Source organism: Pseudonocardia yuanmonensis (assembly GCF_039542425.1).
Taxonomy (GTDB): Bacteria; Actinomycetota; Actinomycetes; order Mycobacteriales; family Pseudonocardiaceae; genus Pseudonocardia; species Pseudonocardia yuanmonensis.
In genome coordinates this window covers 154,151-167,033 of the sequence record NZ_BAABIC010000007.1, presented here as the reverse complement: position 1 = coordinate 167,033, position 12,883 = coordinate 154,151, and the positions used below count along the sequence as shown (strand labels likewise).

Annotated in this window: 11 protein-coding genes and 1 tRNA gene; 9 read left to right on the top strand and 3 right to left on the bottom strand. The window is 74.3% G+C overall.

Features of this window, described 5'->3' with window-relative positions; all coding sequences use genetic code 11:
• Positions 1–198: 198 nt before the first annotated feature.
• Positions 199–1,302 carry a 5-methyltetrahydropteroyltriglutamate--homocysteine S-methyltransferase gene (locus ABD990_RS12680; RefSeq protein ID WP_345380631.1) on the bottom strand — a complete coding sequence of 368 codons (1,104 nt, stop codon included), beginning with the start codon at positions 1,300–1,302 and terminating at the stop codon, positions 199–201.
• A 272-nt stretch (positions 1,303–1,574) separates the two neighbouring features.
• Between ABD990_RS12680 and ABD990_RS12675 the strand changes: the two genes are divergently transcribed.
• Positions 1,575–2,435 carry an LLM class F420-dependent oxidoreductase gene (locus ABD990_RS12675; RefSeq protein WP_345380630.1) on the top strand — a complete coding sequence of 287 codons (861 nt, stop codon included), beginning with the start codon at positions 1,575–1,577 and terminating at the stop codon, positions 2,433–2,435.
• A gap of 6 nt (positions 2,436–2,441) precedes the next feature.
• Here the strand turns inward: ABD990_RS12675 and ABD990_RS12670 are convergent, their stop codons facing one another.
• Entirely contained in the window at positions 2,442–3,188 is a 747-nt protein-coding gene (locus ABD990_RS12670; protein ID WP_345380629.1) for an IclR family transcriptional regulator, read from the bottom strand.
• Between the two features lie 58 nt (positions 3,189–3,246).
• Here ABD990_RS12670 and ABD990_RS12665 point away from each other — a divergent pair, with 58 nt between their 5' ends.
• Entirely contained in the window at positions 3,247–3,492 is a 246-nt protein-coding gene (locus ABD990_RS12665; protein ID WP_345380628.1) for a DUF2630 family protein, read from the top strand.
• Positions 3,489–4,118, top strand: a complete 630-nt coding sequence (locus tag ABD990_RS12660; protein ID WP_345380627.1) for a nucleoside/nucleotide kinase family protein — start codon at positions 3,489–3,491, stop codon at positions 4,116–4,118. The genes ABD990_RS12665 and ABD990_RS12660 overlap by 4 nt, the downstream gene beginning before the upstream one ends.
• 138 nt (positions 4,119–4,256) lie before the next feature.
• On the opposite strand, the gene ABD990_RS12655 is transcribed toward ABD990_RS12660, so the two are convergent.
• Positions 4,257–4,342: transfer RNA gene (locus tag ABD990_RS12655), tRNA-Leu, on the bottom strand.
• Positions 4,343–4,538: 196 nt separating this feature from the next.
• On the opposite strand from ABD990_RS12655, the gene ABD990_RS12650 reads away from it, so the two are divergent.
• The 6 genes from ABD990_RS12650 to ABD990_RS34370 all read left to right on the top strand — a co-directional run bounded on the left by ABD990_RS12650 (position 4,539) and on the right by ABD990_RS34370 (position 12,782).
• Positions 4,539–5,771 carry an FHA domain-containing protein gene (locus ABD990_RS12650; protein WP_345380626.1) on the top strand — a complete coding sequence of 411 codons (1,233 nt, stop codon included), beginning with the start codon at positions 4,539–4,541 and terminating at the stop codon, positions 5,769–5,771.
• A gap of 103 nt (positions 5,772–5,874) precedes the next feature.
• Entirely contained in the window at positions 5,875–6,333 is a 459-nt protein-coding gene (locus tag ABD990_RS12645) for an FHA domain-containing protein FhaB/FipA (protein WP_345380624.1), read from the top strand.
• Positions 6,330–7,697: a PP2C family protein-serine/threonine phosphatase gene (locus ABD990_RS12640; protein ID WP_345380622.1), complete on the top strand. Its 1,368-nt coding sequence runs from the start codon at positions 6,330–6,332 to the stop codon at positions 7,695–7,697. The genes ABD990_RS12645 and ABD990_RS12640 overlap by 4 nt, the downstream gene beginning before the upstream one ends.
• A gap of 17 nt (positions 7,698–7,714) precedes the next feature.
• The gene (locus tag ABD990_RS12635) at positions 7,715–9,184 is read left to right on the top strand and encodes an FtsW/RodA/SpoVE family cell cycle protein (protein WP_425569592.1); all 1,470 of its coding nucleotides are present in this window, start codon (positions 7,715–7,717) and stop codon (positions 9,182–9,184) included.
• Complete coding sequence (locus tag ABD990_RS12630) at positions 9,181–10,650, top strand: peptidoglycan D,D-transpeptidase FtsI family protein (RefSeq protein WP_345380620.1); 1,470 nt, start codon at positions 9,181–9,183, stop codon at positions 10,648–10,650. The genes ABD990_RS12635 and ABD990_RS12630 overlap by 4 nt, the downstream gene beginning before the upstream one ends.
• Positions 10,647–12,782, top strand: coding sequence for a serine/threonine-protein kinase (locus ABD990_RS34370; RefSeq protein WP_425569585.1), 2,136 nt, complete (start codon positions 10,647–10,649; stop codon positions 12,780–12,782). Before ABD990_RS12630 ends, ABD990_RS34370 begins: the two co-directional genes overlap by 4 nt.
• Positions 12,783–12,883: the final 101 nt, after the last annotated feature.

The window sequence follows — 12,883 nt, the reverse complement described above, 5'->3', positions numbered from 1 at the left end:
GAGAACCCGCAGGAACCCGAGAACCCGCAGGTAACGACGGGACCGCCGACTGACGCGCCCGAAAACCGACGCCAACCCGCAGGGACCCGAGAATCCGCAGGAACCCGACGAGAACCCGCCGACCGACCCGCCGGATCCCGGCGGGGACCCGCAGGAACCCGACGAGGTCCGGAGAACCCGACGAGAGCCCGACGGAGCTCAGCCCCAGACGTCCTCCGCGACCTGCACGATCAGCCGGAGCTTGGCGATCTCCTCGTCCACGGTCAGCGTGTTGCCCTCGACGGTCGACGAGAAGCCGCACTGCGGGGACAGGCAGAGCTGGTCCAGCGGGACGTACTTCGCGGCCTCGTCGATCCGGCGCTTCAGGACGTCCGCGTCCTCGAGCCGGCCGTTCTTGGTGGTCACGAGCCCGAGCACCACCTGCTTGCCCGGCGGCACGAACCGCAGCGGGGCGAAGCCGCCGGAGCGCTCGTCGTCGAACTCGCAGAAGAAGCCGTCGACGGCGAGCTCGCCGAACAGCGCCTCGGCCACGAAGTCGTAGCCGCCCTCCGCGGCCCACGAGGACCGGTAGTTGCCGCGGCACATGTGCGTGGTGATCCGCATGCCCTCGGGCTTGTCGGCGATGGCGGCGTTGATCTGGCGGATGTAGCGCTCGTGCAGGTGGTCGCCGTCGTCCGCGGCGTGCTCGGCCCGCTGGGCGGGGTCGTTGAGGTAGGCGAGCGAGGTGTCGTCGAGCTGCAGGTAGCGGCAGCCGAGCTCGGCGAGCGCGCGGACCTCGTCGGCGTAGGCGGCCGAGAGGTCCGCCCAGAACTCCTCGATGTCCGGGTACACGGAGCGGTCGATCGCCGCCGTGCCGCCGCGGTAGTGGACCATGCTCGGCGACGGGATGGTCAGCTTCGGGACCGCGGTCGTGGTGCACGAGGCGAGGAAGCGGAAGGCGTCGGCGAAGATCGGCTCCCGCAGCCGGACCTTCTCGGTGATCGCCAGCCCGGCCGAGGTGAAGGCGCCCTCCCCCTCGGCGTTGACCATCCGCACCCGGATCTGCTCGTCCGTCTTCGTGACGCCGCCGAGCTGGTAGATGAAGTCCATGTGCCAGGAGGTGCGGCGGAACTCGCCGTCCGTGGCGGACCGCAGCCCGATCTCCTCCTGCAGCCGGACGACGTCGCGGATCGCCTCGTCCTCCGCCGCCTTCAGCTCGGGTGAGCCGGGCGCGTGCTGCGCGCGGGCGTCGAGCAGGGCCTTCGGTCGCAGGAGGCTGCCGACGTGGTCGGCGCGGAACGGGGGTTCGGTGCGGAGCGCCATGGCCAGAACGTAGTCCGCGGCACGACCCGGCGCCCCCGCGAACGGCGCTCGATCCGCCCACCGCACCCCGCGCAGCCGCGAAGCCGCGAAGCCCACGGATCTCGAACCGGTCGAGGGCGACGAACCCGGCCCCGTCCTGCGCCGACCGCAGGCATGATCGGTACTCCTGGACGCAGAGGGTCGAATCCCGACCGTCCCCGTCCACGGACGGTGATCATGTCGGGTCGGGTGGGCACGAACCGGCCGGGCGCCTCCCCGGAACGGCACCGGGGATGGCAGGGTCGGTGGTCATGGACATCGGCGTCTGCACCTTCCTGACCGACTACGGCATCGACCCGCTCGTCCTCGCGCGGGGCGTCGAGGAGCGCGGCTTCTCGGCGCTGTTCCTCACCGAGCACACGCACATCCCGACCAGCCGGCGCTCCCCCTGGCCGGGCGGCGCCGAGCTGCCGCGGCAGTACAGCCACACCTTCGACCCGTTCGTCGCGCTCGGCGCGATGGCGGCGGTGACCGACCGGATCGCCCTGGGCACGGCCGTGACGCTGGTGAACCAGCATCACCCGATCAACCTCGCCAAGCAGGTCGCCAGCGTCGAGCGGCTCGCGCCCGGGCGGGTCGAGCTGGGCGTCGGGCCGGGCTGGAACAAGGAGGAGATGGCCCACCACGGGATCGACCCGCGGCAGCGGACCGCGCAGATGCTCGAGCGGATCGAGGCGCTGCGCGCGATCTGGACGCAGGAGGAGGCCGAGTACCACGGCGAGTTCGTCGACTTCGACCCGATGTGGTCCTGGCCCAAGCCGACGGCCGTGCCGCCGGTGCTGGTCGGCGGCGGCGGCCCGACCGTGCTCGACCGGGTCCTCTCGCACGGCGACGGCTGGATCCCGCTGCGGGTGCGGCTGCGGGAGCTCGACGCCTTCGCGGAGCGGATCGGCGAGCTGCGCCGGCGCGCGGACGAGGCCGGCCGCGGCCACCTGCCGGTGACGATCTTCGGCGGGGTCCCGAAGCCGGACGCGCTGGACTCCTACGCGAAGGCCGGCGTCGACCGGGTGCTGTTCACCCTGACCGACCGGGACGGCCCCGACGCCGAGGCGCAGACGCTGGCCGAGCTCGACTCGCTGGCGGAGCTGCTCTGATCCGCGTCACGCGGTGAGCACCCGGGACACGCGGTCCGCCGCCTCGCGGACCGCGTGTTCCAGCTCCCAGCGCCGCGCCGTGAACTCGGCCCGGCTGACCGCGACCCCGACCGCCGCCGTCGCCCCGCGCAGGGCGACCGCCACCCCGGCGACCCCGCGGTGGAACTCCTCGACCTCCACCGCCGCGCCGGCGGCCCGGATCCGCTGCAGTTCCCGGTCCAGGCCGCGCCGGTCGGAGAGGGTCCGCGGGGTGTAGGCGGTGAGCGGCGTGCGTTCCAGCACCTCGCCCAGCTCGGCGGCACCCAGACCGGCGAGCAGCACCTTGCCCAGAGCCGTGGCATGCACCGGGGCGGGCTCGCCGACGCGCAGGCCGAGCGGCCCGGGATGCTCCGCGCAGCGGTCGACGTGCGCGACCACGACGTCGACGTCCCGCCGGACGGCCAGGTACGCGGCCGCACCCACGCCGTCGTGCACCTCGTGCAGCAGCCCGCGCACCGCCGCCGAGGGCCGGACCTGCGTGGTCAGCCCCCGGTGCAGCTCGGCGACCTTGTAGCCGAGCCCGTAGCCCCGCACCGCGTTGAGCCGGACCAGGTAACCCTCCTCGACCAGCGTGCCGAGGGCGCGGTACACCGTGGGCAGCGGGCAGCCGAGCCGGCGGGCGATGGCCTTCGCGGTCACCCCGTCGCCCAGCGCGGAGACGGCCTCGAGCACCCGCAGCGCCCGGACCAGCGAGCCACCCTGCCCCGAGGTCACGCGACTAGTGTCTCAAGGTGCAGTGATCGCGCAGCAAGCACGCCACCGGAGGATCCCCATGACCGACGACGCCGAACTGCGGCAACGGATCACCGAGCTCGTCGAGGAGGAGCACCGGCTCGAGCGCTCCCACATCGGGAAGCCCCTGAGCGACGACGAGAGGGCGCGGCTGGACCGCATCGGCGTCGACCTGGACCGGTGCTGGGACCTGCTCCGCCAGCGGGACGCCCGCCGGGCCGCCGGCCAGGACCCCGACGAGGCGCAGCCTCGGGACGCCTCGACGGTGGAGAACTACCGCCAGTGACCGCGACGCGCCCGATCCGCCCGGTGACCCGCGAGGCGCTCGCGGAGCACCTGGTCGAGCGGGCCGCCGCACTGCCCGGGCGGGTCCGCGTCGCGGTCGACGGGCCCCCGCCGACCGGGACCGCGGAGCTGGCCGGGGCCGTGGCCGAGGGACTGCGGCTGCGCGGGCGGGACGCCGTCGTCGTGCGGGCCGGGGACTTCCTGCGGCCCGCCTCGCTGCGGCTCGAGTACGGCCACCACGACGAGGACATGTACCTCGACGGCTGGCTGGACGTGGGGGCGCTGCGCCGCGAGGTGCTCGACCCGGCCGGACCGGGCGGCACCGGACGGGTGCTGCCCCGGCTCTGGGACGCCGAGCGGGACCGGGCCTACCGCGAGGACTACCGGGAGCTCGGCCCCACCGGGGTGGTGGTGGTCGCGGGCGCCCTGCTGCTGGGCCGGGGGCTGCCGTTCGAGGTCGTGGCGCACCTGCACATGGGCCGCGCGGCGCTCGCCCGCCGGACCCCGGAGGCGGAGCGCTGGACCCTGCCGGTCTACGAGCGCTACGAGCGGGAGCGGGACCCGGCGGCGGGCGCGGACGTGCTGGTGATGGCCGACCACCCGGAGCGCCCGGCGATGCGCGGGTGACGGTCGTGAGCGACGACGCAGTGGCCGATCATGCCGTGCCCGACGGCGCCGTGATCGACCGGTCGCCGCAGCTGGTCGGCCCTTCGGCGACCCGAGAACGAACGAAGGCCCGCCGACATCCGACGGACCTTCGGGAGGTGGTGGGCGAGGAGGGAGTTGAACCCTCACGTCCTTTCGGACACACGGACCTGAACCGTGCGCGTCTGCCATTCCGCCACTCGCCCGAGCGACTGGGAAAAGCTAGCACGACCCCTCGGGGGCCCGTGCGAGGGGGGTCCCCTACGCGATCGTCACCCGTCGTTCCGGCGCGCGGGGGCGGACGGTCACCGCACCACCGGTCCGGGTGTCACCGGACGCGGGCCTACCACGGATACGATCGGACATGCCGGTAACACGCCGAGCGGACGAAAGGAAGATCGAGTGGGCCGTGTCGATCGCTTCGAACGCCGTCTCCAGGGGATGGTGGACGACGCCTTCGCGCGGGTCTTCGGAGGCAGCGTCGTTCCCCAGGAGGTCGCCCAGGCGCTGCTCAGGGAAGCCGAGGACCATCTCCGGCAGCTCGCGGGGGGCCGGGTGCTCGCACCCAACGCCTACACCGTGCAGCTCAGCCCCGCCGATCTGGACCGCATGGCCGGCGACACCGCGGGGGTCGTGGACTCGCTCTCCGCGCACGTCGCCGCACAACTCGCCGACCAGGGATGGGACACCTACGGCGAGGTCGTAGTCTTCCTGGAGCGCTCCGAGGCGCTGCACACGGGACAGTTCCGCACCCGCTCGGCCGTGGACCCCGACGCTTCCCGTCGGTCCGCCGGACGAGCACGCAACGCAGGAGAAGCACCCATGAGCCAGCAACCGGGCCACCCCGAGGAGAACGGGCAGTACGGCTACGACCGTGGTGCCCCGTACGGCCAGCAGACCTACGCCCCGCCGCAGGACCAGCACGGTCAGCAGGCTCAGCAGGGCTACGGCCAGCAGGGCCAGCAGGGTTACGGCCAGCAGGGCGGGTACGACCAGCAGGGCTACGGCCAGCAGGGCGGCTACCCGCAGCAGGGCTACGACCAGGGCTACGGCCAGCAGGGCTACGGCGGCCAGCAGGGCTACGGCCAGCCCCAGTACGGCGGCCAGCAGGGCTACGACCAGGGCTACGAGGGCGGCCAGCAGTACGGGGGCCAGCAGTACGGCGGCCAGCAGGCCTACGCCCAGCCCGGGTACGGCCAGCCCCAGTACGGCGGCCAGCAGGGCTACGCGCAGCCCGGGTACGACGGCTACGGCCAGCAGTACGACCAGGGCTACGACGGCGGCTACGACCAGCAGGGCTACGGCCAGCAGCAGGGCTGGGGCGGCCAGCCGGGCTACGGCCAGCAGCTGCAGGCCAGCCTGACCCTGGACGACGGCTCCGGCCGCAGCTACCCGCTGACCGAGGGCAGCCACGTCATCGGCCGCGGCCAGGACTCGAACTTCCGCCTCCCGGACACCGGTGTGTCGCGCCGGCACCTGGAGATCAGCTGGGACGGGCACACCGCCACGCTGTCGGACCTCGGCTCCACGAACGGCACCACGGTGAACGGCAACCCGGTGCAGCAGTGGCAGCTGACGGACGGCGACGTGATCCGGGTCGGGCACTCCAGCCTGGTCTTCCGCACCCAGGGCTGAGCCGACCCCGAGTCCGGGCGGGAGACCGTGCGGGCGGGGTCGGTACGCTGCACCGTCCCTGCCGAGTCCCCTGCCCACCTCACGAGATCGGAGTGCCCGGCGAGTGCCCGAATTGGTGCTGCAGCTGACCAGAGCGGGTTTCCTCGCCCTGCTCTGGCTGTTCGTGCTGGTCGCGCTGCGGGTGGTGCGGTCGGACCTGTACGCGGCCTCCGGGCTGCGGGCGATCATGCCCGGCGGCGGCCGGGTGGCCGCCAAGGCGGGTCGCAGCCGGACCGCCCGGCAGCTGCTGGTCACCCAGGGCCCGTTGGCGGGCACCCGGATCACGCTGGACTCGCGGCCGATCCTCGTCGGCCGCGCGGACGACTCGACCCTCAAGCTCGACGACGACTACGCCTCGACCCGGCACGCGCGGATCAGCCAGCAGGGCGAGGAGTGGTACGTCGAGGACCTCGGGTCGACGAACGGGACCTACCTGGACCGGGCTAAGGTCACCGGACCCACCCGGGTTCCCCTCGGGGTCCCTGTCCGTATCGGCAAGACGGTGATCGAGCTGCGCTCATGACGCTGGTCCTGCGCTACTCCGCCCGCAGCGATCGCGGGCTCGTCCGGCAGAACAACCAGGACGCGGTCTACGCCGGGCCGCGGCTGCTCGCGCTGGCGGACGGGATGGGTGGACACGCCGCCGGCGAGGTGGCGTCCTCCCTGGTCATCTCCGCGCTGGCCCCGCTCGACGAGGACCAGCCGGGCGACGACCTGCTGGCCGAGCTGCGCGAGGCCACCTTCGAGGGCAACGCGGCGATCACCCGGCACGTCGCGGAGTCCCCCGACCTCGAGGGCATGGGCACCACGCTCACCGCGATCCTGTTCGCGGGCAATCGGCTGGGGCTGGTGCACGTCGGCGACTCGCGCTGCTACCAGCTGCGCGACGGGGCGTTCACGCAGATCACGAAGGACGACACGTTCGTCCAGTCGCTGATCGACGAGGGCCGGATCAGCGAGGACGAGGCGCACACCCACCCGCAGCGCTCGCTGCTCCTGCGGGCGATCACCGGGGCCGAGGTCGAGCCCTCGCTGACCATCCGCGAGGCACGTGCCGGCGACCGCTACCTCCTCTGCTCGGACGGGCTGTCCGGGCCGGTGAGCGACGAGACGCTGGCCGAGACGCTGCGCCAGTACACGGACCCGCGCGAGTGCGCCGACCGGCTCATCGAGCTGGCGCTGCGCGGCGGCGGGCCGGACAACATCACCTGCATCGTCGCCGACGTCCTCGACGTCGACTACGGCGACGACGCCCCGATCATCGGGGGCGCCGCGGGCGACGGCAGCGAGGACGGGATCGTCGGCGCCGACACCGCCGCCTCCCGGGCTTCGGCGACCACGCTCCCCCGGGCCCTGCCCCGCCGCGTCGAGCCCGCGGCGCCGTCGCGGCCGGACCGCCCGCACCGCCGCACCGCGGTGCGCGTCGGGGTGGCCGTGGCCGGGCTGCTCGTGCTGCTCGCCCTGGGCGGCTGGCTGGCGCGCGGCTGGGTGATGCAGCAGTACTACGTCGGGACCGAGGCCGAGCAGGTCGTGATCTACCAGGGGGTGCGCGGAAGCGTGCTGGGCGTGCCGTTGCAGACCGTGGCCGAGCGGACGGACATCACGCTGTCCGACCTGCCCGAGGACGCGCGCAACACGGTCGCCGCCGGCATCCCCGCCTCGGACGGCATCGACGGCGCCCGCGGCACCGTCGCCCGGCTCCACTCCCGGATGCTGCCGGTCTGCCCCACCGAGCAACCCGCCCCGACCACGCCGAACCCCGCGCCCGCGGGCGCCGCACAGCCCGATCCCAACGCCCCGCCGGACCCGAACGCGCCGCCGACGGACACCACGCCGCTGCCGACCGTCACCCCCGAGCCGGGCTTGACCTGCCGGCCGGCGAGCTGATGGCCGCCCCGGAGCCGATGACGGCCCGGCCGGGGGCGAACGGTCGGGAGGGTGCCCCCGCCCTGCCCACCGGGCGCACCATCGAGCTGCTGCTGCTGGTGTTCGCCGCGATCATCGTGACCGGCGCGCTGGTGCTGGTGGAGGCGAACCAGGAGCAGGAGCTCACCCCGACGCTGCTGTACGTGGGCCTCGCGTACCTGGTGGTGCTCACGCTGGCCCACCTCGCGGTGCGGCGGTTCGCGCCGTACGCGGACCCGCTGATCCTGCCCTCGGTCGCCCTGCTCAACGGCCTGGGCCTGGTGATGATCCACCGGCTCGACCTGGCCGACCAGGACCGCGCCGCGCTGCTCGGCCAGCCCGTGCCGGACTCGCTGGTGTTCAAGCAGATCCTGTGGACGGCCGTCGGGCTGGCGCTGTTCATCGCGGTGCTGTGGTGGGTCAAGGACCATCGCACGCTGGCGCGCTACGGCTTCACCTGCGGCCTGGTCGGCCTGGTCCTGCTGGCCCTGCCCGGCCTGCTGCCGTCGTCGATCTCCGAGGTGAACGGCGCGAAGCTGTGGATCCGCATCGGCGGCGCCGGGATCCAGCCCGGCGAGTTCGCCAAGATCCTGCTGATCATCTTCTTCGCCGCGTTCCTGGTGCAGAAGCGGGACCTGTTCTCCACCGCCGGCCGCCGGTTCCTCGGCATGGAGCTGCCGCGCGCCCGTGACCTCGCGCCGCTGCTGGTGGCGTGGGGGCTGTCGGTGGGCGTCCTCGTGGTGGAGCGGGACCTCGGCTCCTCCCTGCTGATCTTCGGGATCCTGCTGGTCCTGCTCTACGCGGCCACCGAGCGCGTGTCGTGGATGCTGATCGGCATCGGCTTCTTCGTGGTCGGCGCGCTGATCGCCTACCAGCTGTTCGGGCACGTGCAGGTCCGCGTGCAGGTGTGGCTGGACCCCTTCTCGGACTACGACAACCGGGGCTACCAGATCGCGCAGGCGCTGTTCGGGCTCGGCACCGGCGGCGTCGGTGGCACGGGCCTCGGCGCGGGTCGGCCCGACCTGGTGCCCTTCGCCGAGAGCGACTTCATCTGGTCCTCGCTCGGCGAGGAGCTGGGGCTGATCGGCCTGGCCTCGATCCTCGTCGTCTACCTGGTGCTGATCACCCGCGGCCTGCGCAGCGCGCTCGCGGTGCGGGACAGCTTCGGCAAGCTGCTGGCCACCGGCCTGTCCTTCGCGGTCGCGCTGCAGATCTTCGTGGTCATCGGCGGCGTCACCAAGCTGATCCCGCTCACCGGCCTGACCCTGCCGTTCCTGTCCTACGGCGGGTCGTCCCTCGTGGCGAACTACGCTCTCGTCGCGATGCTCCTGCGGATCTCGAACGCCGCGCGGGCCCCGCTCACGCGCCGGCCCGCCGCCCCCGCCGTCCCGATCGCCGACGCCGGCACCGAACTCGTCCAGCGGCCCACCACCGGGCCGATCCCCGGCCCGACCGGGGGCCGCCCGTGAACACCCCGATCCGCCGGATCGCCATCGCCGTGATGGCGCTCATCCTGCTGCTGCTCGGCAACCTGACCTACGTGCAGGTCGTGAAGGCCGGCGACTACCGCGAGGACCCGCGCAACCAGCGCGTGCTGCTCGCCGAGTACGCCCGCAAGCGCGGCCAGATCTCCGCGGACGGGCAGGTGCTGGCGCAGAGCGTCGAGACGGGCGACCGGCTCAAGTACCTGCGTCAGTACACGGACGGCCCGGCCTACTCGCCGCTGACCGGCTACTACTCGATGATCTACAGCTCGAGCGGCGTCGAGCGCTACGCCGACCCCGTGCTCAACGGCACGGACGACCGGCTGTTCGCCCGTCGGCTCTCCGACCTCATCACCGGGCGGGACCCGAGCGGCGGCAACGTCGTGCTCACGGTCAAGCCGTCCGTGCAGGAGCGGGCGTACGAGGAGATGACCCGGAAGGGCTACGAGGGCGCGGTCGTGGCCCTGCAGCCCAAGACCGGCGAGATCCTGGCGATGGTGTCCACGCCGTCGTTCGACCCGAACCCGCTGGCCAGCCACAACTCGGCGACCCAACAGCAGGCGTGGAAGGCCGAGAACGCCGCGGAGCCGGCCACCCTGCCGAACCGCGCGATCGACCAGACCTTCCCGCCCGGGTCCACGTTCAAGCTGGTCGACGTGGCCGCCGCGCTGCAGAACGGCTACACCCCGGACAGCCAGCTCACCGCGGCCCCGAACATCACGCTGACCGGCACGAACACCACGCTGGAGAACTACGCCGGCACGCAGTGCGGCACGGGCCAGACGGCGTCGCTGCGGGAGGCGCTCGCCCGCTCGTGCAACACCGCGTTCGCGCAGCTCGGCGGGGAGCTCGGGGCGGACAAGCTGCGCGCCCAGGCGGACGCGTTCGGCATCGGCCGCTCCGACCTGTCCATCCCGATGCCGGTCACCGCCTCGGGTGTCGGCGACCTGCCGGACACCGCGGCCGTGCAGCAGTCCTCGATCGGCCAGCGGGACGTGCGGCTGACCCCGCTGCAGAACGCCATGATGGTCGCCTCGATCGCCAACGGCGGGCAGACCATGGCCCCGCACCTGATCAAGGAGGTGCAGGGGCCGAACCTCGACGTCATCGACACCACCGAGCCGGACCGGCTCGGCCGCTCGATGCCGGCGAACGTCGCCGCCACGCTCACGGACATGATGCTCGGCTCGGAGGCCCGCACCTCCGGCGGCGGCAAGATCACCGGCGTGCAGATCGCGTCGAAGACGGGGACCGCGGAGCACGGCACCGACCCCAAGAACACCCCGCCGCACGCCTGGTACGTCGCCTTCGCCCCGGCGAACGACCCGCAGGTCGCGGTGGCCGTCCTGGTGGAGAACGGCGGCGACCGGGCCCTCGAGGCGACCGGCGGTTCCGTCGCCGCACCGATCGGCCGGGCCGTGATCGCGGAGGCGTTGCGGGGCGGCCAGTGACGGCGGGCAGCGGCCCCCTCCCGGTCCCCGGCACCCTCGCCGCCGGCCGGCTCATCGCCGACCGCTACAAGCTCGAGCGGCGGATCGCCGTCGGCGGCATGGGCGAGGTGTGGGAGGCGCTCGACGAGCGGCTGGGCCGCCACGTGGCCGTCAAGGTGCTGCGCGGCGAGCTGTCGGACGACGACGAGTTCCTCCACCGCTTCCGCATCGAGGCCCGTACGGTGGCCTCGCTCAACCACTCCGGCGTGGCGGCGATCCACGACTACGGCGAGGACGAGGTCACCGAGGACGGCCGGCGCACGGCCTACCTGGTGATGGAGCTGGTCCGCGGCGAGCCGCTGTCCGCGGTGATCGCGCGCGGCCCGATGGCGCCCGCCGAGACGCTGCGGATCATGGAGCAGGCCGCGCTCTCGCTCTACGCGGCGCACGAGCGCGGGTTCGTGCACCGGGACGTGAAGCCGGGCAACATCCTCATCCGCGTCGACGGCACCGTGAAGCTCACGGACTTCGGCATCGCCAAGGCCGCCAACGCCGTCCCGGTCACCCGCACCGGCATGGTGATGGGGACGGCCCACTACATCGCGCCCGAGCAGGCCAGCGGCGGCGAGGCCGGACCGGAGGGCGACGTCTACTCGCTCGGCATCGTCGGGTACGAGTGCCTGGCCGGCCACCGGCCCTTCCGCGCCGACAACGCCGTCGCGGTCGCGATGATGCAGGTCCGGGACGAGCCGCCGCCGCTGCCCGAGTCGGTGCCGTGGCGGGTCCGGCAGCTGATCGAGACGATCCTGGTCAAGGACCCGAACCGGCGCTACTCCGACGGCGCCGAGCTGGCGGCCGCGGTCGCCGCCGTCCGCCGGGACGAGGCGCTGCCCACCCCGGCCCGGATGCTCGCGCAGGGGCTGCGTCTGCCCCCGGCCGGCCCGGACGGGGAGGCCAGCACCGACACGCCGACCAGCCACCGGCGACGCAGCAAGCGGGAGCGCCGGGCGGGCCGGGGGCGGGACCGGAGCCGGGGTGCCACCGCGACGCCGTCCTCGCCCTCGTCGCCCTCGTCGCCCTCGTCCTCCTCGCCGGGGTCGACCTCGTCGCCCTCGTCGGAGCCGTCCTCGGCGCCCTCGCTGCCGCCGGTGTCCCCCACCTCCTCCCCGTCCTCCGCGTCGGGCGGCATCGGGGCGAGCGGCTCCGATCCGCAGCGCACCGCGGACCGGGCCGGCTCGGGCCGGGTCGCGCCGGGCACGGGCCCGGGTCGGCAGGCGTCGCGCCCGGGCCCGGGCGACACGGGGACGGGCTCGGGGCCGGGCCGGGCGGCTCCGGAGCGCACGGCCCAGGACCGGGCGACCCAGGACCGGACGACCCTGGCTCCTGCGGGCCCGGACCGGGGCACGTCCCAGCGCGGCGCGCCGGACCGCAGCACCCCGAACCGGGGCGTGTCGGACCGCGGCGCGTCGGACAAGGGCGCCTCGGCCCGCGCGGCCGACCGGAGCGCGTCGGACCGGAGCGCCTCTGAGCGGAGCGCCTCGAACCGGAGCGCAGCGGACCGGGCGGCCACGGACGGACGGCCCGGGGCGGGTGCCGCCCTCCCGCCGCGCTCGCCGGCCGGGGGCGTCGAGCCCGCCCGGGCCACCCCGACACCCACCCGCTCCGGGGGCGCGGCGCGCACCGCCACCTCCCCGGGCACGCCGACCCCCACCCCGACGCCGGGTGGCACGCCACGCCCGGCCGCGAACCGCCCGTCGCCCGGCCCGTCCCCGAGCACGTCGACCGGGCCGTCCACCGGTCCGTCGCCGCAGGGCGCCTCCCGCACGCCCCCGCCCCGCCCGCCGGTCGCGCCCGCGCCGCCCACCGAGCCGCTCAAGCTCGTCGCGCGGCAGCAGCCGAACCGCACCGGCACCGTGCTGCTCGTGGCCTTCGTGCTGCTGATCGTCGCGGCCGTCGTCGTGGCGGTGCTCACGGTGCCGAAGCTGTTCGCCGACGCCCCGGCACCGTCCACCGGGACCACACCGACCCGGGCGCACGCGGGGACCGGGGCAGGTAGCGTGTCGGGCCAGGTGGCCGTCCTCGCCCGTCAGGCGGCACCGGCCGGGCCCGCGGGGTCCACGGCCGCCCCGACCCGCACGGAGGAGGTCCGGTGAGCCCTCGCAGTCGCCGGGTCGGCGCACGCCCGGGGTGGCCGGGGACCGCGACGGCACCCGGCCCGGGCATGATGAGACCCGCCCCCGACCCCCTCAGGAAC

Bases quoted from the DNA above. Each gene is read 5' to 3' on its own strand.
- ABD990_RS12635 (WP_425569592.1), top strand. From the start codon at position 7,715: ATGACGGCCCGGCCGGGGGCGAACGGTCGGGAGGGTGCCCCCGCCCTG.
- ABD990_RS12640 (WP_345380622.1), top strand. From the start codon at position 6,330: ATGACGCTGGTCCTGCGCTACTCCGCCCGCAGCGATCGCGGGCTCGTC.
- ABD990_RS12680 (WP_345380631.1), bottom strand. From the start codon at position 1,302: ATGGCGCTCCGCACCGAACCCCCGTTCCGCGCCGACCACGTCGGCAGC.
- ABD990_RS12675 (WP_345380630.1), top strand. From the start codon at position 1,575: ATGGCAGGGTCGGTGGTCATGGACATCGGCGTCTGCACCTTCCTGACC.
- ABD990_RS12665 (WP_345380628.1), top strand. From the start codon at position 3,247: ATGACCGACGACGCCGAACTGCGGCAACGGATCACCGAGCTCGTCGAG.